Annotated in this window: 19 protein-coding genes and 1 pseudogene; 11 read left to right on the forward strand and 9 right to left on the reverse strand. The window is 55.2% G+C overall.

Annotated features, from left to right (window positions below):
• Positions 1–3: 3 nt before the first annotated feature.
• The 6 genes from G5S47_RS03395 to G5S47_RS03420 all read left to right on the forward strand — a co-directional run bounded on the left by G5S47_RS03395 (position 4) and on the right by G5S47_RS03420 (position 7,100).
• Positions 4–1,296 carry a SufS family cysteine desulfurase gene (locus G5S47_RS03395; protein ID WP_219585821.1) on the forward strand — a complete coding sequence of 431 codons (1,293 nt, stop codon included), beginning with the start codon at positions 4–6 and terminating at the stop codon, positions 1,294–1,296.
• Entirely contained in the window at positions 1,296–1,763 is a 468-nt protein-coding gene (gene sufU, locus G5S47_RS03400) for a Fe-S cluster assembly sulfur transfer protein SufU (RefSeq protein ID WP_006680949.1), read from the forward strand. Before G5S47_RS03395 ends, sufU begins: the two co-directional genes overlap by 1 nt.
• The gene (locus G5S47_RS03405) at positions 1,760–2,185 is read left to right on the forward strand and encodes a metal-sulfur cluster assembly factor (protein ID WP_179370402.1); all 426 of its coding nucleotides are present in this window, start codon (positions 1,760–1,762) and stop codon (positions 2,183–2,185) included. The genes sufU and G5S47_RS03405 overlap by 4 nt, the downstream gene beginning before the upstream one ends.
• 415 nt (positions 2,186–2,600) lie before the next feature.
• Positions 2,601–3,668: a hypothetical protein gene (locus G5S47_RS03410; RefSeq protein ID WP_179370401.1), complete on the forward strand. Its 1,068-nt coding sequence runs from the start codon at positions 2,601–2,603 to the stop codon at positions 3,666–3,668.
• A gap of 46 nt (positions 3,669–3,714) precedes the next feature.
• Positions 3,715–5,382, forward strand: coding sequence for an ABC transporter ATP-binding protein/permease (locus G5S47_RS03415; protein WP_219585822.1), 1,668 nt, complete (start codon positions 3,715–3,717; stop codon positions 5,380–5,382).
• Positions 5,382–7,100 (forward strand): amino acid ABC transporter ATP-binding/permease protein, encoded by a 1,719-nt coding sequence (locus tag G5S47_RS03420; RefSeq protein WP_219585823.1) that lies wholly within the window; start codon positions 5,382–5,384, stop codon positions 7,098–7,100. The genes G5S47_RS03415 and G5S47_RS03420 overlap by 1 nt, the downstream gene beginning before the upstream one ends.
• A 204-nt stretch (positions 7,101–7,304) precedes the next feature.
• On the opposite strand, the gene tgt is transcribed toward G5S47_RS03420, so the two are convergent.
• Positions 7,305–8,627 (reverse strand): tRNA guanosine(34) transglycosylase Tgt, encoded by a 1,323-nt coding sequence (gene tgt, locus G5S47_RS03425; RefSeq protein WP_219585824.1) that lies wholly within the window; start codon positions 8,625–8,627, stop codon positions 7,305–7,307.
• Complete coding sequence (locus tag G5S47_RS03430; protein ID WP_103633762.1) at positions 8,624–9,247, reverse strand: queuosine precursor transporter; 624 nt, start codon at positions 9,245–9,247, stop codon at positions 8,624–8,626. Before G5S47_RS03430 ends, tgt begins: the two co-directional genes overlap by 4 nt.
• Positions 9,248–9,415: 168 nt before the next feature.
• Here G5S47_RS03430 and G5S47_RS03435 point away from each other — a divergent pair, with 168 nt between their 5' ends.
• Positions 9,416–11,026, forward strand: coding sequence for an ABC-F family ATP-binding cassette domain-containing protein (locus tag G5S47_RS03435; protein WP_103633716.1), 1,611 nt, complete (start codon positions 9,416–9,418; stop codon positions 11,024–11,026).
• Between the two features lie 122 nt (positions 11,027–11,148).
• On the opposite strand, the gene G5S47_RS03440 is transcribed toward G5S47_RS03435, so the two are convergent.
• The 4 genes from G5S47_RS03440 to G5S47_RS03455 form a co-directional block, all read right to left on the reverse strand.
• Positions 11,149–11,904, reverse strand: coding sequence for an amino acid ABC transporter ATP-binding protein (locus G5S47_RS03440; protein WP_040318535.1), 756 nt, complete (start codon positions 11,902–11,904; stop codon positions 11,149–11,151).
• Between the two features lie 14 nt (positions 11,905–11,918).
• Positions 11,919–12,821: an amino acid ABC transporter permease gene (locus G5S47_RS03445; protein ID WP_006680959.1), complete on the reverse strand. Its 903-nt coding sequence runs from the start codon at positions 12,819–12,821 to the stop codon at positions 11,919–11,921.
• Between the two features lie 64 nt (positions 12,822–12,885).
• Positions 12,886–13,815 (reverse strand): ABC transporter substrate-binding protein, encoded by a 930-nt coding sequence (locus G5S47_RS03450; protein ID WP_006680960.1) that lies wholly within the window; start codon positions 13,813–13,815, stop codon positions 12,886–12,888.
• Between the two features lie 95 nt (positions 13,816–13,910).
• On the reverse strand, positions 13,911–14,603 hold the full coding sequence (locus G5S47_RS03455; protein WP_006680961.1) for a DUF4191 domain-containing protein: 693 nt from the start codon (positions 14,601–14,603) through the stop codon (positions 13,911–13,913).
• 112 nt (positions 14,604–14,715) lie between these two features.
• Here G5S47_RS03455 and G5S47_RS03460 point away from each other — a divergent pair, with 112 nt between their 5' ends.
• Complete coding sequence (locus tag G5S47_RS03460) at positions 14,716–16,107, forward strand: protein kinase domain-containing protein (RefSeq protein WP_083856940.1); 1,392 nt, start codon at positions 14,716–14,718, stop codon at positions 16,105–16,107.
• A gap of 98 nt (positions 16,108–16,205) precedes the next feature.
• Here G5S47_RS03460 and sucB read toward each other — a convergent pair whose 3' ends face one another.
• Positions 16,206–17,981 carry a 2-oxoglutarate dehydrogenase, E2 component, dihydrolipoamide succinyltransferase gene (gene sucB / locus G5S47_RS03465; RefSeq protein ID WP_006680963.1) on the reverse strand — a complete coding sequence of 592 codons (1,776 nt, stop codon included), beginning with the start codon at positions 17,979–17,981 and terminating at the stop codon, positions 16,206–16,208.
• Between the two features lie 181 nt (positions 17,982–18,162).
• A pseudogene (locus G5S47_RS03470) lies at positions 18,163–18,561 on the reverse strand (FAD-dependent oxidoreductase); the annotation flags it as partial.
• A gap of 175 nt (positions 18,562–18,736) precedes the next feature.
• Between G5S47_RS03470 and G5S47_RS03475 the strand changes: the two are divergent.
• Entirely contained in the window at positions 18,737–19,237 is a 501-nt protein-coding gene (locus G5S47_RS03475) for a hypothetical protein (protein WP_179370395.1), read from the forward strand.
• Between the two features lie 93 nt (positions 19,238–19,330).
• On the opposite strand, the gene G5S47_RS03480 is transcribed toward G5S47_RS03475, so the two are convergent.
• Positions 19,331–19,792 (reverse strand): tRNA (cytidine(34)-2'-O)-methyltransferase, encoded by a 462-nt coding sequence (locus G5S47_RS03480; RefSeq protein ID WP_006680966.1) that lies wholly within the window; start codon positions 19,790–19,792, stop codon positions 19,331–19,333.
• Positions 19,793–20,007: 215 nt separating this feature from the next.
• Here G5S47_RS03480 and G5S47_RS03485 point away from each other — a divergent pair, with 215 nt between their 5' ends.
• Positions 20,008–20,724 carry a DNA polymerase Y family protein gene (locus G5S47_RS03485; RefSeq protein WP_179370393.1) on the forward strand — a complete coding sequence of 239 codons (717 nt, stop codon included), beginning with the start codon at positions 20,008–20,010 and terminating at the stop codon, positions 20,722–20,724.
• Between the two features lie 601 nt (positions 20,725–21,325).
• Complete coding sequence (locus tag G5S47_RS03490) at positions 21,326–24,514, forward strand: DEAD/DEAH box helicase (RefSeq protein ID WP_179370392.1); 3,189 nt, start codon at positions 21,326–21,328, stop codon at positions 24,512–24,514.
• Positions 24,515–24,524: the final 10 nt, after the last annotated feature.

Consider the following 24,524-nt stretch of genomic DNA (forward strand, 5'->3'; position numbering starts at 1 on the left):
AACATGAATTCGCTTCTCGGAGCAGACTTTAGCGCTGTAGAGCTCGAAGCTATCCGTTCGGATTTCCCGATTCTCGCTCGACTGGGGCGCGGAGGGAAGCCGATCGCGTACCTTGATGCCTCTGCAACGTCTCAAAAGCCTGCCAGCGTCATTGATGCGGAAGCGAATTTCTACCGTCGTTCGAATGCTGCTGTTCACCGCGGAACCCATATTTTGGGGGACGAAGCGACCAGCGCGTTCGAAGACGGACGTAGTGCGCTCGCCTCGTTTATCGGTGGGCGCAGCGATGAGATCGTGTGGACCAAGAACGCGACCGAAGCCATCAACCTTGTTGCTCTGTCTATCGGTCATGCGTCTGTTGGCCGTGGTGGCACGGCTTCGACTCCACTGAGAATTGGGCCAGGAGACACGATCGTCACCACTCGCTCAGAACACCATGCGAACCTCGTTCCGTGGCAGGAATTGTGCGCACGAACCGGCGCTGAACTCAAATGGTTGGATCTGACTCCTGACGGTCGCATTGACCTTGAGACACTCGACGTCATTACGCCCAACACTAAGCTGGTTGCTTTCACTCACGTGTCGAACGTGACGGGCGCGATCTCTCCCGTCGATGCGATTGTCGCAAAGGCACGCAGTGTCGGAGCTCTTGTTTTGGCTGATACCTGTCAGTCGAGCGCGCATATGGCGATTGATGTTCGTGCCATGGACGTGGATTTTGCGGTCATGTCATCGCACAAGATGCTTGGTCCTACCGGCGTCGGTGCGTTGTGGGCCAGGCGGGAACTCCTCGACATGATGCCTCCGGTTTTGACCGGCGGATCAATGATCGAATACGTGACGATGGAGGAATCGACGTACATGCCCGCTCCCGAACGGTTTGAAGCGGGATCTCAGCCCGTAGCTCAAATCGCAGGTTGGACGGCTGCGCTTGAATACCTGAGCGCCATTGGTATGGATCGCGTACACGCCCATGAGAAAGCCCTCACGCAGCGTCTGCTTGATGGGGTTGCCTCACTCGACGGTGTGAAAGTCCTTGGCCCAACAACCGATGTGGATCGTGTGGGCGTCGTGGCATTCGCAGTCGATGGTGTCCATCCGCACGATGTCGGTCAGATTTTGGATGCTGATGATATCGCGATTCGTGTCGGTCATCATTGCGCGATCCCACTTCATACGTTCTTCTCTGTTCGATCGTCCGCACGAGCATCCGTTGCAGTGTCGACGACTGAAGAAGAAATCGATCGTCTGGTCGCATCCCTTGGACGCGTGAGAGAGTTTTTCGGAGGATTCTGATGTCAAGCTTGGATCAGCTCTATCAGCAGGTCATCTTGGATCATGCCCGCGCCAAACACGGCCGAGGCGATGTGGAAGAGGTCGCGGCCTCGTCGCACCAAGTAAACCCCACGTGCGGCGACGAAGTAACCCTTGGCGTTACTCTCGCTAACGACGGCTCGATTGAAAAGCTTGTGTGGGATGGCGATGGTTGCTCGATTTCTCAAGCATCTCTGTCCATGCTGAACGACCTGGTCGCGAACCACTCGATTGAGGAAGCACGCATAGCATATGCGTCCATGGAATCGATGATGCATTCGAGGAACAGGGGAGTGCCCGACGAAGTCCTTGACGCTTTGGGGGATGCAGCGGCTCTTGAATCCACTTCTCAGTTTGCCAATCGCGTGAAGTGTGCACTGCTCGGCTGGTACGCCTTGCGTGACGCGCTTGCACAGCTCGGAACCGACATCGCAGGAGGGAATAAATGAATAACCCCATGGCAGCTCCGGAGCCTGTGGAGCAGCGTTTCGGCGCACCACCGGCACAAGAACAGCCTGAGAATATTCGCCAGATTGACGGCACAGACATCGTTGAAAACGGTTCTTTGAAGGGTGAAGATATCCTCGAAGCACTCAAAGACGTCATCGATCCTGAACTTGGCATTAACATCGTTGACCTTGGACTGGTCTACGGCGTGAACATTGCTGAGAACGACACAGTTGTTCTCGATATGACACTGACCTCTGCTGCCTGCCCGCTGACGGATGTCATCGAGCGTCAGGCACAGTCCGTTCTTTCCGCATTGACGCCTGAAGTGACTATTTCTTGGGTGTGGATGCCACCGTGGGGGCCGGATCGTATTACTCCGGATGGTCGTGAGCAACTCCGCGCAATTGGTTTCAACGTCTGAGCTGGTTTCAACGTCTGAGCGTGATCAGTGGTGGACTCGCGACGCCGGCACGGTTGAGGACACGCCGATCAAGGGATGGCTGGGATCATGGCAGGTTCGCTTCTGCTTCTTTCCGGAGGCGTGGTGCTCAGGCTACGAAAGCAGAGCATCATTCAGCGACCGTCTAGTATGTCTGGTCATCCCACAGGTCAGATGAGGCTGGGTGTGCCCCTCGTGCGATAATTATTCGCGCACGAGGGGCACACTCGTGTGTACACCGGGGCCGAACACGCAGTTGGATACGACGGTCATGGAGTGGTTCAAGGCATCCTCGTTATTCACAACCGCGTAGGATGACCTAAGGAAATATCGCGATCGGTCAATATAGTTAAGTCGATCAAAGCGTGACTGTATGAATCAACAGGGGAGGCGACGAATGGGAGCCAATACCACATTAGTCGCCCGCACTTTTGACATTGTTCAGATGTTTGCATCGGGAGCGACTTCTTCAGCTGTTCGTTCCAGCATCGACATTGAGGAAGAACCCCTGTCACATCTGGTTGACTACCTGTCCGCTGTCGATGATGTCCCGCCCACAACTCAAATCGCGATTCTGGTTGACTCTGACTCATACGACAGACGCCCAGCCTTCACGAATTTTTCTACGTGGCAGAGAACCGCATGGGAGCAAGGGTACGGCGTTCGCGTGCTCACCGATATCGACCAGGCGATCTTCGAATCTCTTATCATCATTGACGCGAATCAGACGAACACCTTGCCTCACAGCACGATCGAGCACCTAGCAGAAAGCGGCAACCAGGTCCTCCTTATTGCTCCTTCAACCACGCAACCTTCAGATTCCGCTTTCGCGAAGACCGCCGGAGTTCAGTTCGAGGGGGAGTCTCACCTTCAGAGGCTCGACGAAGCCAATGATGCAACGTGGCACCTCGTCGGTCGCCTCACAGAACCATCACTCAAGCATGCCGGAACGCATCTGAAGACTTCGACTGCTCCCCTGAAACTTACCGCGACTGATCCGAGCCTTGAACGAACACGTCAACTGATGAATGAGCCTCGGCCAGCATTGCGCGCAGCAAACTGGGCACGTGTCTTCACCCCGGGTGACTCGACCACCACGTTAGCGAGCGTTGATGATCCACTCAGTGAGCTTGATGGTCGCCCGATCATCACCAAACGTGCCGTCGCAAACGCACACGGGGAAGCGGGCGGAAACGTGTGGCTTGTCGGCGCTGATCTTGATGCATTCACCCGAGCAACACTGCTCAGACTCATCAGCGTTCATGCGCGTATCCGGCCAACGAACCTACAATTCCCGCGCGGTATCGAAGTCGTCCAACGCGCTCACATGACGTTTATTGTGAATCACGGTAGCACGATGGCAGAACTCTCCAACGTTCATGGATTAGATGTCATCAGTGGTAATACGTGCACGGGGCACGTTGCTCTTGCCCCGCACTCGGTCATGGTCGTCGTCGGAGAATAACAGCCGTTGAGTCGTTATTTCCTGAGCCTCATATCGGATTGATGAAATGAAACAGATAAAAAACTCGGTCATCACCGACCGTGGACGCCGTGATTCGATTATTGTCGCCGCCTTGCGATTGGGATATCTGATTGCGTTCGGAGTCGTCCTTGTGTGGCTTGGAATCCAAATTGGGAACTATGCGACTGGCGGTCGTACTATTTCGCTTCTTATTCCGATCATCGCCTGTCTTTTCGTTGCGACCTTCGCCGGCGTTGAAATCGTATATGGTGGCAAGGTCGCCCGTGCGGAAGAAAAACGTATTCGTCGCGATCTTCTGATGCGTGTGTTCAGCTCAACCAGTGAAGAAGCATCTGATCAAGCGCATGTTGTTCAGCTGGCAACCGACAATACGGAACGTGTCACTGAATTTCGCCAGGTCTACTTGGGCCCGACGATCGCGACGATTGTGGCGCCGTTCCTCACTCTCGGATTTGTCGCCGTTGCTTTTGACTGGGTTCTGGGGCTGGGAATCATGATGCTTTGCCCGCTGATTCCTTTGCTGCTTGGTGGCTTCCAGAAGCTTTTCCGTCAGCGTTCATCGGAGTCGCGAAAGCAACGAGGCCAACTGGCTGGCCGTTATCTTGATGCGATCCGAAATCTCATCACTATTCGTCTGTTCGGGGCTGGCCCACGAATTGAAGAGGATCTGCGCGTTCAGGGCGAGAAAAACCGAAGCGCAATCATGAAATTGCTGGCAGGAAACCAGATCGTCATCATTGTTCTAGACGGGTTGTTCTCGCTGATCCTGATCTGTGCCACGACTGCACTGACAATCGCACGATTTAATGCGGGTGCTGTCGACCTCGGACAAGCGATCGCAACGATGCTTCTGACCGTACTGCTCGTCGAACCCTTGGTGCAGGTCGCCGGCTTCTTCTACATCGGAATGGGCGGTATTGCATCGCAGAAAGCAATCGGGCGTTACAAAGCGACCCATGACCGCGCCTCCCATGTCGTCAGCCACGCTTCGATCGCGAACGACGGATCGATCAGTGTTGATGCTGTTTCCTACGACTATGGTCGCGGTGAAGTGTTGCACGAGGTCTCTTTGAAGGTCCCAGCTGGTCATCGCGTGGCAATCATCGGTCGTTCGGGCGGGGGCAAGACTACTCTTCTTCGCCTGCTACGCGGTGACTTGAGACCGCAGTCCGGCTCCGTTGCTGTTTCGGGCAACTCTTTGGCATCTCTGTCGATCGATCAGGCGCACGCTTTAAGCGCCTCGGTTGCGCAATCAACCTGGCTTTTCACCGGTTCGATCGCTGACAACTTACGTCTTGCACGCCCCCATGCCAGCGAAGAAGAGATGTGGCAGGCCTTGAAACAAGCGCAGGTAGCTGATGAGATTGAGCGGATGCCCGAAGGCCTTCATACCCAGATTGGAGAGCAGGGTGGGCTGATCTCTGGTGGGCAAGCGCAACGAATCTCGATTGCTCGGGCTCTTTTATCCGGACGCACAATTCTGCTTCTCGATGAGCCCACGTCTCAGGTTGATATTGAATCCGAGAAGAAGATTATTCGAGCGATTTCTGAACTTGGACGAGAGTGGACGATTGTGGTGGTGACACACCGTAAGGCTCTGCTTGCACTTGCTGACTTAGTGTATGAGATGCGCCAAGGGGAACTGCACCGCGTGAATGCAAACGAACACACAATTGGCCAGGAGGTTCTCTGATGGAATCACAGCCGAGCGTTCTTCAGCTGGTGAAATGGCTGACTTCGCATACGCGAGACGTCCACAAGCCCCTCTATGTCAGCACCCTTTTCCGCCTCGTCAATCTGTCAATGGATATTGTGCTCTTTGCCCTGGGGGCAGGGGGACTCGTCGCAGTGGTGGCGGGAAATGGAAAATGTGCCACGATCCTGTTCTGGCTAGTCGTTGTTGCCCTGATCAAAGCTAGCGCCTACTACTGCGAGCAATTCACCGGTCATTACGTCGCTTTCAAGGCGCTGGAACTACTGCGCACGATGGTGTTTTCGCGACTGTGGCCAAAGGCCCCCGGGATTGTGTTGCGTTCGAAGAGTGGCGATGTCCTAGCGTCACTGACGCGCGACGTTGACCGGATTGAAGTCGTGTATGCTCACACGTTCGCGCCGGTCGTTTCAGCCATTATCGTTCCGCCCGTATTTCTTATCGGTGCTGGCATTGTGTGGGGATGGCAGATCGTCGCTGTTCCGGCACTGTGCCTCCTGATTGCTCTTGCGGTTGTCCCGTTCCTGGGGGCAAGGAGCTCACTCGAGGCAACCAAACACACACTTGAACTTCGCCGGCACCTGGCTCAGCACGTCACGGATTCTGTCTTTGGCGCTGAAGAGGTAGTGGGATATGGGCGTGTGAATGAACGCCTTGAAGAGATGGACGCTATCGGCTTTCGTATCTCATCGTCGGCGAGTGTTGCCAAACGCGCTAATGCGTTGCGTCGCGCGTTGAATGCTGCACTCACACTTATCAGTACTCTCGCAATCGCCTGGTCAGCAATGAATGCCGGCTATTCTCCCGTCATCGTCGCGATTCTGACCGCTGGAACGCTACGTCTTTTTGAAGGGCCTCGTGGCGTTGAAGATGCGACCGGATATCTGGATCATTCACTTTCTGCTGCGCGCCGTCTCTGGGAAATATGCCATGCGCCCGCGAATGTGGATGACGGCGATGAGGAACTCACCCTTGACCATGCTCCGACGCTAACTTTCGAGAACGTTACTTACACATACCCGTCAGTGAGCGCCCCTGCTCTGAAAGATGTCACTATTTCGGTCAAAAGTGGCGGACACGTTGTATTGGCTGGACCATCAGGGTCTGGAAAATCAACGGTAATGACAATGGTGTTACGCTACGACAACCCCGATTCGGGGCGCGTTCTGATCGACGGCATCGATGTTTCAACGTTCACTTTGGATAGTTTGAGACACAGCGTGGTCGCTGTTTCGCAGAAGAACCAATTGCTCAACACGACTATTCGCGACAATGTCACTTTGGGTGCGCCGAACGCCAGTGATGAACAGGTTTGGCGTGCTCTTGAACATGCATGCGTTGCTGATGAAGTACGAGCGATGCCACAGGGGCTTCATACGCGCGTCGCTCAGGGAGGTAGCGCTCTGTCCGGTGGCCAAGTCCAGCGTCTTAGTCTTGCACGCGCACTGGTGATGAACCCGAAGATTCTGATCCTCGATGAAGCAACCGCACAGCTGAACTCTGAGTTGGAAGCCCAGATTCGTCACAACCTTGACACCTTGGATATGACGATCATCGAAGTAACGCATCGTCTTGACCTGATCGATGGCGCAGATCAGATCGTGCTTCTTGACCGCGGTCGGATTGTCGGCGTCGGAAGCCCATCAACGATCCGCTCCGAAGGGAGCTCCCTTGAAGAGTTCTTCACGAGGAACGTCTAGTTGAGGAAGCATGAAGCCGGCACTCACGTATGAGTACCGGCTTTGGTGCACTGAGGAAGGGGATCAGACGGTCTGGCGGGCACTCAGTTGCTCGGTTCAGACTGCGTCCAACACCAAACCAATGGATCGTACCGATATCGGCTACTCAGCGCCCACCACGGGACCTGAGACGACCAGAAACCGACCGTACTTGTTCGTTGAAACTCATGAGTGCACCACCCTCGTTGACCCCCCTGCGTATTTACCCAACATATCTGCGCGGAAGACTTCAAAGTTACCGTTGTCGATGGAATCACGAATCGCATCAACCAGTCGGACGGTGAACCACTCGTTGTGGATCGTAGCCAGGGTAGAGGCAAGGATTTCGTGTGCCTTGAACAGGTGATGAACGTAGGCGGCACTGTAGTGCGTGCACGTGTAGCAGCCACAACCTTCGACCATCGGGTTGAAATCCCTCTTGAATCGAGCATTCGTAATGTTGAAACGCCCATTGGGGGAGTAGATGGCAGCGTTACGGGCAACGCGCGATGGATTCACGCAGTCAAACGTATCGGCGCCCGCCTCAACACCTCGGAAGAAATCGTCAGGTTCGGATATACCCAGCAGGTGACGCGGACGATCCTCGTCGAGTTCTTCGCTGACCCACGACACAATCGTGCCGAGGTTTTCCTTCTCTAGGGCACCACCGATTCCGAAACCATCGAAACGCGTGCCGTCTTCATCCATATCGTTCATTGTGCGGGCTGCGAGCCTACGCAGATCCTCGTACTGAGCGCCCTGGATGACGCCCCAGAGCTGCTGATACGGCTTGTCTGCACGCACTTTAGTCAGGCGTGCGTGTTCGCGCAGGCAGCGCCTCGCCCACTGATGCGTGCGCTCCAGCGACGTTTCCTGGTAGGAACGCGGGTGGAGCAGGCTGGTCAGCTCATCGAAAGCAAACATGATGTCTGAGCCCAACTGATGCTGAATGTTCATCGATACTTCAGCGGTGAAGCGGTGCTTCGTACCGTCGATGTGCGAGCTGAACACGACACCGTCATCGTCCACGACTGCAGTGGATGCTTTCACGGCCTGCATGTGGAGCTTCGGGTCGTTCGGGTCGGCTGCACCGGAAAACTCTTGGGAGAGCACCTTCTTGAAACCAGCACCCAGCGAAAGAACCTGGAAGCCGCCGGAGTCCGTGTAGGTGGGTCCCGGCCAGTTCATGAATTCGCCGAGTCCGCCGGCCTCGTCAACGAGGTCAGAGCCGGGCTGTAAATACAGGTGGTAAGCGTTCGCGAGTACCGCCTGGGCACCCAAGTCCGCGACCATCTCGGGGACGAGCGCTTTTACATTCGCTTTCGTCCCGACGGGAATGAACGCGGGGGTGCGAATATCGCCGTGGGCGGTGTGCAGGATTCCAGTACGCCCGAGACCGCGTCCACTTTCCAGACGCGACCCCACATCGAAGCCACGGTCCGGTGAACCGGGTTTAGCCCCCAGAGGGCGTTCATCGGATGGGGGAGCAGCAAGCCATTGTTCACTCATGCGGCAAGAACCTCGTTCGACGTTAGACCTTCGCGATTACGGACGAAGGCAATGACACGGTAAGTAATGGGCAGGAGGACGATTTCAACGCCCACCTTGTAGACGTATCCGGTGATGATGTAATTTGCGAATTCGGCCCCTGGAATGACACCGATGAAGGCGATCGTGCAGAAGAGGACGGTGTCGAAAAGCTCGCCGACGACGGTGGAACCGACGAGGCGTGCCCACAGGTGATCCGCACCCCAGCGTTCGCGAATTTTCACGAGGACCAGCGCGTTGATCAGTTGGCCTGCTAGGTAGCCGATGATCGAGGCGGCCACGATACGAGGCACGAATCCAAGGACCGCTTCGAATGCAGCCTGATTATCGTAGCCGGGGCCAACCGGTGCGACCTGAACAAGGAGGAAGGTGAGTGAGGCCAGTACTGATGCGACGAATCCGAGGACGATGACGCGACGAGCACGACGGAAACCGTAGACCTCGGACAAGACATCGCCCAGAACATAGGTCAGCGGGAAAAGGATTGCTCCACCGTCGAAAACAAGATGAATCGGTCCCGCATCAAGCGCCGTGACCTTGGTGCCTGCAATATTCGAAATGAGAAGGAAAGCCACGAACATCACGGCAATAATGTCGAAGATCTTTGGTGTGCGTGCTGATTCTTCTGGCGAAGTCAATGAAATACCCCTACCTCTGTTTCAGATGTACGCCTTCAATTGTGCCTGCCCGTAGGGCGTATCACCTTATTTGACTAGGGTGTACCTGCCCACAACCACTAAAATTGTCGGGTGATCAACGTACAAGACTTCTCCCTCAGCATTGGGCCAAGAGACCTTGTGAAGAACGTGTCCTTCAGGATCGATAAGGGAATGCGTATCGGCCTTGTCGGTCGCAATGGTGCGGGAAAGACGACGACCATGCGTCTTCTTGCCGGCGAATCAGATCATGGTGCTGCTGAGTACTCCGGCACGATTACGAACAACGGAAAGATCGGGTACCTCGCTCAGGACACTCACATCGGTGATCAGTCCCTCACTGCTCGCGAACGCATTATCTCGGTGCGTGGAATCGACCAGATCATCGCAAAGATCCGTAAAGCCGAACACGAGATGTCAACGACTGAGGGCAATCGCCAAGTGAAAGCGATGGAGCGCTACGTGCGACTCGATCAGGCATTCACGAACGAGGGCGGCTGGGCCGCGAACGCTGAAGCGGCACAGATTGCCCACTCACTGGGCCTCGAAGATCGTGTCCTTGAACAGAGCCTCGACACTCTATCTGGTGGTCAGCGCCGACGTGTTGAACTCGCACGCGTCCTATTCTCCGGAGCTGACGTGCTTCTCCTTGACGAGCCCACAAACCACTTGGATCACGATTCGATCATGTGGTTGCGTGACTGGATCAAGACATTCCCCGGTGGCGTCATGATGATTTCCCACGACGTAAAGTTGCTGGGGGAGACCGTCAACCAGGTCTTCTACTTGGATGCGAACCGTGCCGAGGTCGATATCTATCACCTGGGCTGGGATGCCTACCTGAAGCAACGCGAAGAAGACGAACGCCGTCGTCGCAAGGAACGCGCAACCGCTTTGAAGAAGGCTGAACAGCTGAAGGCCCAGGGCGAAAAAATGCGTGCGAAGGCCACAAAGGCAGTGGCAGCTCAACAGATGCTACGACGCGCTGAAGAGCTTTTTGCTCAGGCGGGTAGCGAGGAAGTTCAGGAAAAGGTGGCGCGTCTACGTTTTCCAGAGCCTCTTCCATGTGGCCGAGTCCCGCTGACTGGCGAAGGCCTGTCGAAGTCCTTTGGATCGTTGGAAGTGTTTACCGGTGTTGATCTTGCAATCGATAAGGGAGCAAAGGTTGTTGTCCTCGGTTTAAACGGTGCCGGTAAGACCACCCTGCTACGAATCCTCGGTGGCATCAGTGAACCTGATTGTGGCGCGATTGTTGCAGGTCACGGGTTGAAACTCGGCTACTACGCGCAGGAACATGAAACCTTGGATAATTCCAAGACTGTTTTCCAGAACATGGTTGATGCTGCGCCGAACCTTGACGATACTCACGTCCGCAACGTCCTTGGTCAGTTCCTCTTCTCGGGTGACGATGCAGACAAGCCGACGTCCGTTTTATCCGGTGGTGAGAAGACCCGTCTCGCTCTGGCAACACTCGTTGTTTCCGGCGCGAATGTCCTTCTCCTTGACGAGCCGACGAATAACCTCGACCCTGCGTCTCGCGAAGAGGTCTTGAATGCACTCGACACGTATGAAGGTGCGGTCGTTCTGGTGACACACGACCCGGGCGCTGTCACCGCGTTGAATCCCGATCGTGTTCTGTTACTCCCGGATGGGGACGAGGATCTCTGGGATGACTCTTACCTTGATCTCGTCACCCTCACCTGATCTGACATTGCTACGCGCTGGCTGACTGCCCTGCGTAGCACATATGGGTGTGGGCCCAGCGATTTCGCTGGGCCCACACCCATCTCAGGATCGTGTGTGAAGCAGGAGCCTCGTACACCGCGTCAGAGCACCTTCGAGAAGAATTCCTTTGTTCGCTGTTCTTGCGGATTGTCGATCACGTCAGCGGGGCTACCAGCCTCGACGATAACTCCCTCATCCATGAAGACAACCGTGTCAGCGACCTCACGTGCGAAGCCAATTTCGTGCGTAACTACAGCCATCGTCATGCCCGACTGTGCAAGATCCTTCATGACCTGCAGAACTTCGCCCACCAGCTCGGGGTCAAGCGCCGACGTCGGTTCGTCGAAAAGCATGATCTCCGGATCCATCGCCAGAGCGCGAGCAATCGCCACACGCTGCTGTTGACCACCGGAAAGCTCCGAGGGATAGTGATCCGCACGATCCGACAATCCGACGCGTTCAAGCAGTTCAAGCGCACGCTGTTTCGCCGTTGCCTTATCCACCTTCGCAACATGGATCGGTGCTTCCATGACGTTTTCCAACGCGGTCTTATGTGGGAACAGGTTGAAACGCTGGAATACCATGCCAATGCGTGAACGCTGGGCGGCGATGACCTTGTCAGCCAGCTCGTGCAACTGGCCAGCATCGTCCCTGCGGTATCCGAGAAGCTCGCCATCAACGCTCACTTCACCAGCACTAATTTCTTCGAGCTGATTCAGACAACGGAGCAACGTCGACTTTCCCGAACCCGACGGACCCAGAATTACGCACACCTCGCCGGACGCGATCTCAAGATCAATGCCCTTGAGCACGTGAAGGTCACCAAAGAACTTGTGGACGCCTTTGACGCTCACCATAGGAGTTGAAGATTTCACGGTGTCACATCCAAGAATTGAGTCGAGGTTGAAGCGGTCGCGTTATCGCGACGATCAAAGCCCTTACCGAAGTAACGTTCAATGTGTGCCTGGATCCACATCAAAATGCTCGTGATGAACAGGTACCAAAGAGCAGCCGCAATCAACAGCGGAACCGGCTGGAACAGGGACTGGCCCTTTGTCGATGCAACGAACGTCAGTTCCAACGTGAACGGAATCGCCGAAACAAGCGATGTCGTCTTCAACATGGAAATCGTTTCGTTGCCGATCGGCGGGACAATCACGCGCATCGCCTGGGGCAAAATAATGCGACGGAAAATCATCGAACGAGGCATACCAAGAGCGGTGGCAGCCTCCCACTGACCCTTATCAACAGACAGTAAGCCGGCGCGAATAATCTCAGCAAGGTAAGCGCCTTCGTTGAGTCCCAGACCGATGAACGCCATCCAGAACGGTGTGAAGTACGTTGCCGTGTCGAAGGAAACGAACGGTGGAGCAAACGGAATGCCAAGCTCAATCTGCGGGTACAGCGTGGGTAGCAGTGACCAGAAGATCAACTGCGTGTAGATCGGGGTACCTCTAAAGAACCAAATATAGGCTGTGGCAACCCAGCGTAGAACCGGGTTAATCGACTGGCGCATAATCGCAAACGTGATGGCGAGGATCGTGCCAATTGTCATCGCGATGACAGTCAGAATCAACGTGTATACAACGCCTGAAACGATCGTCTTCGAGAAAAGCCATTTGCCAACGACATCCCACTGGTAGTTGTCATTGGTAATGAAACCCGTGGCGAGGAGCAGAGCAAAGATCGCAACGATCACTGCGCTGATCCACCGTCCGGGCCGCGGTACCGGTTTTGCATCAATGAGGGTGATGCCGTCTTTAACGTGTGCCATATGTTTACCTTGCTCAGTATGGGGCTCGCGCCATATGGTGCGAGCCCCATACGTTGAGTTCAAATCAGAGGCCGGGGTTCAGTTCGGCCGTGGTGAGACCGGCATCCTCGGCGCCGTAGACTGCGAGAATCTTGGTCAGGTAGCCGTTATCCATTAGGTACTGCATGGCCTTTTGGATTGCGTTGGCCAGTTCAGTGTCGTTCTTGGCGACAGCAATACCCTGAGGCTCGGCCTCGATGACGTCACCAACCTGCTCGAGCTTGCCACCGGAGAGTTCAACCGTGTAGCCGATTACGGTGGAGTCAGCCAGAGTGGCGTCGTACTGGCCGCCGATGACCTTGGTTGCAATGTCGGTCTGAAGGTCGAGGGGCATAATCTTGATTGCTTCGTTGCCACCAGCAACGCATTCTTCGGACAGATGCTCAGCGTATTCCTGCTGGTACGTGCCGTTCTGAACGCCGATTGTGGTGCCGCAAGCGTTGGCGGGATCGAAGTTCTTCGGGTTGCCTTGAGCGACAGCGTATGCGGAGCCGACCTCGACGTAGGAGATCATGTTGGTCTGAGCAAGACGCTCTTCGGTGATGGTGAAGGAAGAAGCGCCGATATCAAACTTGGAACCGAGACCCGGGATGATGGTCGGAAACTCTGCGTGAGTCGTGGTGCCTTCTTCAAGACCCATCACCTTTGCCAGAGCCTTGACGATATCAATGTCGTAGCCAACGGGGGTCTGACCGTCTTCAGCGCGGAACTCGGCGGGGGCGTAGTCAGCGGATGTGCCGTTACGTAGGATATTTCGTTCCTTGACTGCGACGGGGACCAGAGCGGCGATTTCATCGACGGTTTCGATCGACGAGGTGTCGAATGATTCAATCGCGGTGGCCGATACTGCCCCCTCAGCGGACTGAGAAGTCGAAGAGGTTGACGGGTCGGAGCATGCGGCGAGTGCCATCGATGCGGTAGCAGTCAGGAGGAGTGCTGCAGGAAGCTTGCGCATGGGAGTACCTTTCGGAGATTTTCTCTCTACGCATATAAGTATGCACCCCTATGCATATTATGCATAGGGGTGTCTCGGTATTTGAGTCGAAACTCTCAGCGGCCGCGCATCGCCCTGCGGTTCGGGCGAGCCTTCATCGGATCAATTCCCTTGGGAATCGGCAGAGCATTGGACTGCAACGCATTCAAACGATTCGAAACGGCAGGAACCTCTTCCTTCGTCAGAATCTTCTTGAAACCACGCAACTTGCCCTGCAGCTTCGCAAGTTCCAGCTGGCCTTCATCGTGGCCAGTCTGGATAACGTGAACAGGAACGTTCTTCACAACGCGTTGAACCTTCTTACGCTCAGCTGAAAGAAGTGGCTGAACGTGGCTGGAAGGACCTTCGGAAATAAGAACAACACCGGCGCGACCGATAATTCGCCAGATAACATCCTGCTCGCGCGTGACGTTAATCGGCTGTTCGGGAATGATCCAACCGGACTTGATCTGCGACAAAACAGCGTAGACAGAGCCGACAGTGCCATCGATCTGATCGTATAGAGCACGACGCACCAAGAACGACAGCAGTGACATCGCGATCGTGCTACCTACCAAAACGCCCAGAATTGCCCAGACAATGTAGTTCGCGTGCATCAGGGCGGCGATCGCCAGTGCAAGACAGATCGTTAGGATCCATGCTCCGGCAAGTGCCCATCCGATCCACGGATAGGAGCGCTTTGTAATACGGTATGCGTCCGCGAGGTTGTGGTACCAGCGACGCTTCTTGGGGGCAGTGTTCTCACTCATAGCGAACCTATTCTACCTGTAATGGCGATATTCCAATGCATGGGATCGCAGTTATCCACAAGCTTAGGCAAGGCCGGTCGCTTTCAAGAAATCTGGACCGCACAATGCGGCTATGACTATGCATTCAGATCGCCTTGGAACGATTGCATTTATGACCTCCAACGGTCCGCTGTGGGAGGTCACTCGTGACAATGAAGCACTGTTGATCAGCGTATATAGCTCTGATATCGCGCGTGATCAGATGCAGCGTTGGATTGCATGGCGTGGCCTCGTGCACCCGAATGTGGCAGAGCTGGTGGAAATATCGTCCCAGCCGGATGGTCGCGTGAGTCTTTCTCAGCGTCGGTACGCCGGGCAAACCTTGCAGGCGCTACTCGATAGCGGTCAGCAACTGAACGACAACCAGCGCCGACGTATCGTCGCCGATGTGCGTGCTGGCGTTTGTGCGCTACATGATAGGGGAATTATCCATACCGATATTGCGCCATCAAACATTGTTGTCAGCAGTGATTTTCACGCGACGCTGATTGATATTGCCATTCCCGCGCAGGCCGGTGAAGGAACCCCCGGTTTTTCTCTGTCTGCAACAAAGGACCAGCGCAGTGACGATGCCGGAGTTGAAGCCATCGCATGCGCATTGAATATTGATCCACTCGGACTTAACCCCACGCGCGTCGAGCAACGCCCGCTACAACAGACAGCTGATTCACGCTGTGATAATCCGTCTCAGAGGAACGATGTAGTCACGTGGCGAAAGGAACACCTTCTCGATAAACATCCACGGGGATTGCCAGCGACTCAGGGGTGGCGACGCGGTGCGCTGGCGGGGATCATCATCGTTCTCCTTAGCGTCATCTATGGAATGACGAGGCCGCCCACACTATCAAACGCGTCCTTCACAACGGGCGGAATTAAGGCGCAGTCGGTGCCCTCGAGTGGGGGTATTGAACGATCTCGACATCCAGATGCCACGCAATCTGCGCCACTGAGTGAAAATAGGCAATCGGGAGAGACTCAAGAAGAAACTAAGCCGGCAGATCCGATGAAGGGAATGGACCTGGGACAAGGAATCCAACCATTTGGTCGCAATCAGGTTGCTTCGATCGACGACTTCGCAATCGATGGCTGCCCCGACGTCAGCCAGGCGAACGACATCGTCTCCACTTTTATGCATGCGCGAGATCAAGCAGTGATGGATCGTAATATCGCTGACCTGGACAATTTTATGGAAGGGGATGCTCTTCGAGCCGAAGCTGAAAAGATTGCAACCCTTCGCCGCTTTGATGCGTTCGTTAAACATCTGGAATCCGAATCGCACGTGGTCAACCAACCACACTGTTCGGACACGGAGCTCACAATCGAAGCAACGGTGACACAAAGTGAATACCAACGCTGCGAAGGGGCAAAGTGTGTGACTCTTCCTGCTAGTAGCTCACAAGACGTAGTGATGACTTTTATGCGTCTGACGGGACGAGTTTCACGAACCGCTCAGCAAGACCCTTAGGCGGATCTGGTAAACCCCCAGTTCCCACCGGTTTCCCGGCACGAACTGGGGGTGCCTGAACGTCAGATCGGCAGATTACTTTGCCAGATTGGTTCTACTCAGAGAGCAAGGTCAGCGTCGAAGTTTGCTTCTTCAAGGCGCTTCTTGACCTCCATGAGGTAACGAGCCGCGTCGCCACCGTCAACCAGGCGGTGATCGTACGACAGCGACAAGTACACCATCGAGCGGATCGCAACGGACTCGGAACCGTCGGCTGCCTTGACAACCATCGGACGCTTCACGATCGTGCCAACACCCATGATTGCGGTCTCGGGCGAGTTCAGAACCGGAGTATCGAACAGTGCGCCACCGGAACCGGTGTTCGTGATCGTGAAGGTGGAACCGGTGAGTTCTTCCGGACCAACCTTGGCGTCGCGGGTACGAGCGGCAAGATCGTTGATCGAAGCTGCGATACCCGGGATGTCCTTGGTGCCCGCATCCTTGATCACCGGAACCAGCAGGCCACGCGGGGTATCAACTGCAATACCGATGTGCTCATGGTCGAAGTAGGTGACCTTGTTGTCATCAATGGTTGCGTTGATCTTCGGGTGGAACTGAAGAGCCTCGGTTGCGGCCTTCACGAAGAAGGGCAGGAAGGTCAGCTTGGTGTTGTGCTTGGCGATGAAGGCATCCTTCGAGCGTGCACGCAGAGCTGCAACCTTGGTGACGTCAACCTCGACCACGGTCGTCAGCTGAGCAGAGTTCTGCAGGGACTCCATCATGCGACGAGCGATCGTGAGACGCAGACGCGACATCTTCTCGGTCGTGCCACGTAGTGGTGACGGTTCACGCTTCTGTGCAACCGGAGCTGAAGCAGTCGGAGCCGAAGCTACGGGTGCCGGGGCAACAGGAGCCTTGGCAGCTTCGCGGGCTGCAACAGCATTCTCGATGTCTTCGCGACGGATACGGCCACCAACGCCGGTGCCGGTGATCGTTGCAAGATCAATGTTGGCCTCGCGAGCAAGCTTGCGAACGATCGGGGTTACGTAGCCGGTGTTTGCCACTGCTGCCGGAGTCTGCGATGCGACCGGGGTTCCGGTCGGGGCGGCGGTTTCAACAGCATTGCTCAGTTGATCGAGGGTTGCCGGGACCGGAGTCGGGGCTGCAGGAGCAACAGGCATTGCCGGGGCAACCGGAGCCGGAGTGGCTGCTGCCGGAGCTACAGGAGCAACAGGCGCTGCCGGGGCAACCGGAGCCGGAGTGGCTGCTGCCGGAGCTACAGGAGCTGCAGGAGCTGCGCCCGGAGCCTCAGACGAAATGACGGCGACAACGGTGCCAACTGAAACGGTCTGGTCTTCCTCGACGCGGATTTCAGCGAGGAAACCGGCTGCGGGGGATGGAACTTCGGAGTCGACCTTGTCGGTGGAAACCTCGAGCAGAGGCTCGTCAGCTTCAACGGCGTCGCCAACGGACTTCAGCCACGTGGTGACGGTACCTTCGGTCACGGACTCGCCTAGGGCGGGCATGAGGACCTCGGTGCCGGAAGCGGGAGCAGAAGCGATGGGTGATGCAGGCGCAGGAGCTACAGGCGCTTCGGCAACGGGTGCTGGCGCTGTGGGAGCTTCGGCTACAGGTGCTGGAGCGGAAGTGGCCTCGGATGCGTCACCGATCATTGCGATCGTAGTGCCGACCTCGACGGTTTCGTCCTCGGGGACGAGGATCTCGAGCAGCACACCCGCCACGGGGGATGGAACTTCGGAGTCGACCTTGTCGGTCGAGACCTCGACGATGGGTTCGTCAGCTGCGATCGTGTCACCGACGTTCTTCAGCCAGGTGGTGACGGTGCCTTCAGTGACGGATTCGCCTAGGGCGGGCATTGTTACTGCGGTTGCCATGGATGTTCTCCTTGAAAGACGGGTGTGCTAGTTGTGGGCGTGCAGGGGTTTACCGGCGAGAGCCATTTCCGTGGAAACCGACGATCGGTCCATTTTCAACGCTCACGAGCTTGATGAAGCCTTGGGTATTCAGGATATTAGACTTTCTGTTGCCCGCAAGGTTGTATTCGACGGTTCTGTAGCGGGCGGTGATGTCGCGTCCGTCAACGGTGAGGGTGTTGGCACCAGTCAGGCGACCCCAGCCCTTGACGACCTTGACGTTGTGCGAGGACAACAGCCCCTGAAGGCCCTTGTCAAGCTTGGTGATGACTGAATCGCGGTAGGTACCGGCTATCGCCATGTCGATGCCTTCGAAGGTGGAACGAATGGCGAATGTTTCGGATTCGCAGGCAGCGTCAGCGGTTTGAGCTGCGTGCAGAGAAGCCTTCGTGGGGATGTAACCGCGGTGGAGGCAGGTGCCACCAACCTTGTCTCCATCGATCAAGGCAGCTTTCATTCCCAGTTGGGAAGCACGTAAAGCGGTGGCGTATCCACCGGATCCGGCGCCCAGTACGACGATGTCGTATTCTGGTTCGCTCACGTCTGAGACTCCTTACGTCGTGTTTTCTGCTAACAGTATTGTGAACCATCTAGGCCTATTGTCCCACTTGCGGGCAATGATGTCCGCGCGCAGACGGATGAGATGAGGTGGAACCGGCCACACCGAACATTCGTGCGAAGTGAGGATGATGGTGGGCGCAACGTATGATCAACCTATGAATGAATCCCCGCAGCTTTTGGAGGGCGCCGACGTTTCCGGCAATGGCAAGAGTGTGAAAGATAGGCGCCCGCGAGCGCTTGGCCTTGGTCGTCTTGTTATGGCTATGTTCTGGGCGCTTGGGGCTTGGGTGTTCGTGACAGCGATCGTTGATCTGTTCCATCATCAGAACGCCCTCCCGTGGGGTCCTCAAATTGTCGCGTTGATTGCGGGAATCGTGTATTTCGTTGGTGCGGCGGGCTTGACGCACAATGGCAGGAGAATGCGCATTATTGCCGGCTACAGCATCGGTATTAGCATTGCGGCGCCGATCATTATCGGTATTGCAGGCTTTGATGTGCCCGATCTGATTGTGGCTCGTTCGGCGTGGAGCCGGTGGGGTGCGGACTTTTACTATCTGCCACTCATTATTTCCATGATTGGTGTGGGGTGGATGTGGAGGTCGAATCCGCGCCGGATTGTGGAGTTAGCTGAGCGCCTTGAGCGGCCTCGTTCGTAAAAATGGCGGTGGTGAAAATTTCAGCCTCGCCCCAACGTACGGGGGAGGAGGCCGATTGTGCTTTGTGAAGCGGAATATCGTGTGGAGGTCGTTTTAGATTCCTCCTGGGAAACCGAGTTGGCGCCACGCTTCGTACAGAACAATCGATGCTGAGTTGGCCAGGTTGAGAGAGCGGAGTCCCGGTTGCATGTGAATGCGGACGCGATCTTCGATACGGGGGTGATTCATTGCGTCTTCGGAAAGGCCGACGGATTCTCGGCCGAAGAGGAGTCCGTCGCCGTCCCGATAGGAAACGTCGGCGTACATTGTTGAGGCTCGTCCTGTGAATGCCCAGATGCGTCCGGGAACCTCCGCGAGTGCATCATCAAGGTTTGGGTGTACTTTCACGTGCGCGAGATCGTGGTAATCCAAGCCTGCGCGCTTGAGTTTTGTGTCGGACATATCGAATCCCAGCGGTTCGATCAGGTGGAGCATTGATCCGGTGCATGCGGAGAGGCGGATTGCTGCGCCTGAATTTCCGGGAATTTCGGGTTCGAAGAAGAGGATGTGAAGCACTCGTTTATTTTGCCACCATTGTTGGTGCGACGGGTAACCGGAAGAACATGGACTATTGCAATCTGATTTGTACATGGTCGCACCTACGGTATAGAACAGATGTTCTAAATAGGGGGGTGATTTCGAGCAAAGCGCAGGACTTTTTTTATCTACGAACATTGGGTCGGTATTTCGCGACCGTGGAATCTCGCTATCAAAGAATCAAGGAGGGCCTCATGAGGTTCATTGCTCTATGGATTCCTGACTGGCCTGTGAACTCGTTGGTCATTGATCTTCCTCCGGGTGCTCCAGGAGCAGTGGGGCACCGCGGAAAAATTGATGTCGTTTCTTTTAGTGCGCGTAAACACGGTGTACGCCACGGCATGCGTATTGAAACGGCACGGTATCTGTGCCCAGAGCTCATCATCGTGCCTCGGGATCAAGAGCGTGAAGGTAGAAGTTTTGACGCTGTTATCGAAGCCTTCAAGTCAGTTGTAGCCACAGTGATGTGTATGCGTCCGGGCTTAAGTTGGGCGTGGGCTACTCCCGCTACGCGTTGGCACGGAAGCGAAGAAGCAGCCGCAACTGCCATCGTTGATGCTGTTGCGCAACAGGTTGGTGTCGAAGCCTTCGTCGGGGTCGCGCAGGGAGTATTTGCTGCAACATATGCGGCGCGAACCCAAAGAATCGTGACCGATCAAGAAATGCCCTCATTTCTTGCCTCAATTCCCATTCGTTACATTCTGGAATTTCTTGACGGTAAAGAGAAAGAGTGGGCAACTCAAGACATTGAATTGCTTGCCACTTTGGGGGTGCGCACCTGTGGGCAGCTCAAAGATTTAGGTAAGGACCACATATATGCCCGTTTTGGAAGCAATGCTGATATCTACTGGAAGCTCAGCGAAGGGCACGATGTTTTCGTCCCGACCATGGAATCTGCGTATCCGGACTGAAACGCCATTGTTGAATGCGAAACCTCTGATAACAACGTCAATACTCTTCTTTTCCGCTTCGGCGAGCTATCGGGCAACTAGCGCAAGAACTTTACGCTAATGGGGTGGTGGTAGTATTCGCCGTCAAGGTGGTTGGGATTCACGCGAACGCGTTGCTTTTATTCCCTGGAATACTCCCAGCTTTTTAACACCTGAGGCAGGGGAGTGGGACAGGAAAATCGATGTGAGCCCTCAGACCCTACTATCCGTTCGGCTCCCGGTGCATCTGAACGACTCTTCTTCCTCACCTATACATGTCACTCAACGCGGGAAACTGAGTGAAGAACCAGCTTGGATATCTGTTCCGAAAAACAAGCGAGAGGCTCAGTCGTGCATGGATGATCGTGGCATTGTTGACCCATCAGCTCCGCAAAGCATTCGTATCTCGCACGGTTCTTGGATAATCCGTGGCAACCGGTGGGATGATTCATCGCCCGCGCGAGCATACCTTCGCGTCATCACCGATCAGGGAAGCGATCTCCTTCTGATTTATACAGACAAACACTGGTGGATAGAAGGGGCCTTCTCAGCAGAATCTGACGGTGAAAGATAGACTGACAGAATGCGCATTTCATCCGAAGAACTCCGTCGCGTCGCTGAGTTCGACGAAGCAATCATCCGCAATCAAGTCGGCTATGCTGCCTGGGCGCGCGCGAGTGCACTGTGTGAAGGAAACAAAGTCACCGACGTTGAGATCGGTGATGACGGAGTTTTTAGTGGACGTGTGGCTTCAAAGGGGCTTCGTCTTAAAACCTGGGTCGGACTCAACGGAGGGCAACCTGTTCTGACCTGCGCGTGTATTGAAGGAAAAAACTGTCAGCATTCGGTTGCTCTGTTCCTCGAATTACGACGCCAAAGCAACGAACTCACAACGGAAGACGAACCAGAGTGGAAAACGCGTCTCCGCTCCTTCACGCATACTGGGGATTCAAGCGGAGAGCCAATCGCACTATTGATTGATACTAGCGACCCAGAGCGCCCGTATTGGATGCACCCACTACGCCCCGGCAATCGCATTCAATGGACAAAGAAGCGAGCAACGTGGCCGGATCTGGTGTCGACGCAGTGGGCTTCAGTTTCAGATGGATTATCGCGTTCTCAGCTCGGGTTAATCAGAGAAGGCTATCGTCTTGCAAAAGTGGATGATGGTCGCGCAGCACGAAATGAAATTAGTCTTCAGATGCTCGGAATGGATGCTGCACCGTGGCTACTCAGACTGATCAACCAAGGAATCGAACTCTATTCCAGCCTTGATCCACTGACGCCCATACATTTCGATCGATCATCGTGGGATTTGGGCTGCGACCTCAGCCTGCAGGGGGATGAACTACTCCTGCAGATGATGGCCTTTGATGGGGATAAACGTATCCTCAAACCCCGAATTGATACCGCGACCCGCCTGCTCATCTTGGACGGTGGCACACGGGTAGCCCGTGTTGGTGGGCAAGAACTCATGAACCTATTCGAACGAGGACCGATCTGTGTGCCCGCCGACCAGATCGCCGAACTGACGACCGCGTATCTCCCGCATCTCAAACGTCGTTTCGAAGTCTCTTCAATTGACTCGTCAGTCGATCTTGGCGAAGAAGCAACAGTGCGCATTATTGGACAATGCGACCTTGTCGAAGGAAAAGAATTCACCCTCACCTGGTGGGCGGAATACGACTATTCAGGTTCCCCCTCGCGAGTCCGACTTCAGCAGGTCATGGATTTAGAAGCCGTTCGACCGATCGTCGCTTCCCTGAAAACTCTTGCGCGACAGCACGTGCCCGCTTCTTTGTGGGACGGAGAATTCAAAAACCTCCGACTTCCCGCGTGGACTATCCCGCAATTTCGAAAAGATGTGATCGATCAGCTGAATGACTCGCGTCTTGCATGGGAGATCAGCGACGCAGTACTGACGTTCATGATTGATGAAATCCCGCTCCATTCATCGATCCGCGTCACGCCAAGCGAAGCGCACAATGACTGGTTCGACCTTGACGTCAGACTCGACGTCGGCGGATATCCGGTTCCATTCAGTGATGTTCTCGAGGCAATCGCCCACTCGGAACACTATCTCTACGTTGACGGACGCTGGGTCAGTATCGACAAAGAAACAATTGAATCCATCACAGCACTTCTCGAAGAAGCACGAACACTTTCTTTTGATGATGAGCCACGCCTCGTACCCGCACATCTTGGCCTCTGGGAAGAACTCGACTGCCTTACGGATACGACTGTCGATTCCCAGCAGTGGGAAGCCCGTCTTGAACACCTGCGTCACGCCGGCGCAGATATTCCACTCCGGAACCCCGTGGGTGCCACCTTGCGCCCGTATCAAGTTGACGGAGCGCACTGGCTGATCGCTCGAGCCTGTAGCCAAACAGGTGGCATCTTGGCAGACGATATGGGGCTCGGTAAAACCCTTCAGCTTTTAACTGCTCTTGCCTCCCTCAAAGATGCGTCAGTATGCGAAGAAAACGAAGAATCTGACGTCGCATCATCTTTCAAACGCGATCTGCCCACGCTTGTCGTCGCGCCAACATCGGTTTTAAGTACCTGGGAAAAAGAAGCTCAACGATTCTTCCCAGATCTCAACGTGCGCACGATCAATACAACGGGGAAGAGGCGCGAAAGGAGCCTCGCCAGCGAAATCGAAGGCGCAGACATCGTTATCACCTCATACACAATCGTGCGCATCGACGACGAAGAATGGAAACAGATTCCTTTTAACGGCCTTATTCTCGATGAAGCACAAAATGTGAAGAATCCGCGGACCGCCATTCACCGTGTGCTGCGAGGAATAGAAAGAAACTGGACTTTTGCGGTCAGCGGAACCCCGGTAGAAAACTCTCTTGGTGACCTCTGGTCGATCATGGCCCTCGCAATGCCCGGACTACTTCCCAAATGGTCCCTTTTTAACGACAAAATTCGTCGCCCCATCGAAAACGATCACGACGTCACGGCATTGAACCGTCTTCACTCTCTTCTTAGTCCCAACATGATGCGTAGAACCAAAGAAGAAGTTGCCACTGACCTGCCCGACAAGATCGAATCCGTTATCCCCATTGACCTCGGCACGGAGCACCGACGTATCTACGATCAACACCTCATGGCAGAGCGCGCAAAAATACTCTCGCTGACCGACGATCCGAGTGCAAAAATCGATATCCTCGCGGCGCTGACACGTTTGCGCCAACTCGCATTGGATCCCGGTCTTGTCGACGCAACATGCGGACACATCGGCTCGGCAAAAATCGAGTACCTCGCCACTCAACTTGAACAAATCATCCCAAGCGGACACCAAGCTCTGGTCTTCAGCCAATTCACAACGTTCCTTACGCGCATTCGTGACTACTTAGAACGACGTGGAATCGCCACAGTCCAACTCGATGGATCCACAACCCGCCGAGACGAAGTCATCGAACGCTTCAGATCCGGAGAAGTCCCCGTATTCCTCATCTCTTTGAAAGCGGGAGGCACCGGTCTGACGCTCACGGAAGCAGACTACGTGTACATGATGGACCCCTGGTGGAATCCTGCAGCTGAAGCACAAGCCGTCGACCGCGCTCACAGAATCGGCCAAACAAAGAAAGTCAACGTGTACAGACTGGTCGGCGCTGACACCATCGAAAACAAAGTCGTCGCGCTCCAAGAACGCAAACGCGAACTCGTATCAACAGTCGTCGAAAGCGTAGGAAATGGTGAGGGTGGCGAGCTCTTATCCAGGCTCGATATGTCCGACCTGGTGGACCTTCTCGATAACTAGCATCCGCACC

This window comes from Schaalia turicensis, from assembly GCF_019380255.1.
In the GTDB taxonomy this organism is placed as follows: domain Bacteria; phylum Actinomycetota; class Actinomycetes; order Actinomycetales; family Actinomycetaceae; genus Pauljensenia; species Pauljensenia turicensis_A.

Coding starts and splice junctions, on each gene's coding strand:
- G5S47_RS03450 (WP_006680960.1), bottom strand. CDS start 13,815: ATGCGCAAGCTTCCTGCAGCACTCCTCCTGACTGCTACCGCATCGATG.
- G5S47_RS03415 (WP_219585822.1), top strand. CDS start 3,715: ATGAAACAGATAAAAAACTCGGTCATCACCGACCGTGGACGCCGTGAT.
- G5S47_RS03475 (WP_179370395.1), top strand. CDS start 18,737: ATGAATGAATCCCCGCAGCTTTTGGAGGGCGCCGACGTTTCCGGCAAT.
- G5S47_RS03460 (WP_083856940.1), top strand. CDS start 14,716: ATGACTATGCATTCAGATCGCCTTGGAACGATTGCATTTATGACCTCC.
- G5S47_RS03445 (WP_006680959.1), bottom strand. CDS start 12,821: ATGGCACACGTTAAAGACGGCATCACCCTCATTGATGCAAAACCGGTA.
- G5S47_RS03440 (WP_040318535.1), bottom strand. CDS start 11,904: ATGGTGAGCGTCAAAGGCGTCCACAAGTTCTTTGGTGACCTTCACGTG.
- sufU (WP_006680949.1), top strand. CDS start 1,296: ATGTCAAGCTTGGATCAGCTCTATCAGCAGGTCATCTTGGATCATGCC.
- G5S47_RS03485 (WP_179370393.1), top strand. CDS start 20,008: ATGAGGTTCATTGCTCTATGGATTCCTGACTGGCCTGTGAACTCGTTG.
- sucB (WP_006680963.1), bottom strand. CDS start 17,981: ATGGCAACCGCAGTAACAATGCCCGCCCTAGGCGAATCCGTCACTGAA.
- G5S47_RS03430 (WP_103633762.1), bottom strand. CDS start 9,247: ATGTTCGTGGCTTTCCTTCTCATTTCGAATATTGCAGGCACCAAGGTC.
- tgt (WP_219585824.1), bottom strand. CDS start 8,627: ATGAGTGAACAATGGCTTGCTGCTCCCCCATCCGATGAACGCCCTCTG.
- G5S47_RS03395 (WP_219585821.1), top strand. CDS start 4: ATGAATTCGCTTCTCGGAGCAGACTTTAGCGCTGTAGAGCTCGAAGCT.
- G5S47_RS03455 (WP_006680961.1), bottom strand. CDS start 14,603: ATGAGTGAGAACACTGCCCCCAAGAAGCGTCGCTGGTACCACAACCTC.
- G5S47_RS03410 (WP_179370401.1), top strand. CDS start 2,601: ATGGGAGCCAATACCACATTAGTCGCCCGCACTTTTGACATTGTTCAG.
- G5S47_RS03405 (WP_179370402.1), top strand. CDS start 1,760: ATGAATAACCCCATGGCAGCTCCGGAGCCTGTGGAGCAGCGTTTCGGC.
- G5S47_RS03420 (WP_219585823.1), top strand. CDS start 5,382: ATGGAATCACAGCCGAGCGTTCTTCAGCTGGTGAAATGGCTGACTTCG.
- G5S47_RS03490 (WP_179370392.1), top strand. CDS start 21,326: ATGCGCATTTCATCCGAAGAACTCCGTCGCGTCGCTGAGTTCGACGAA.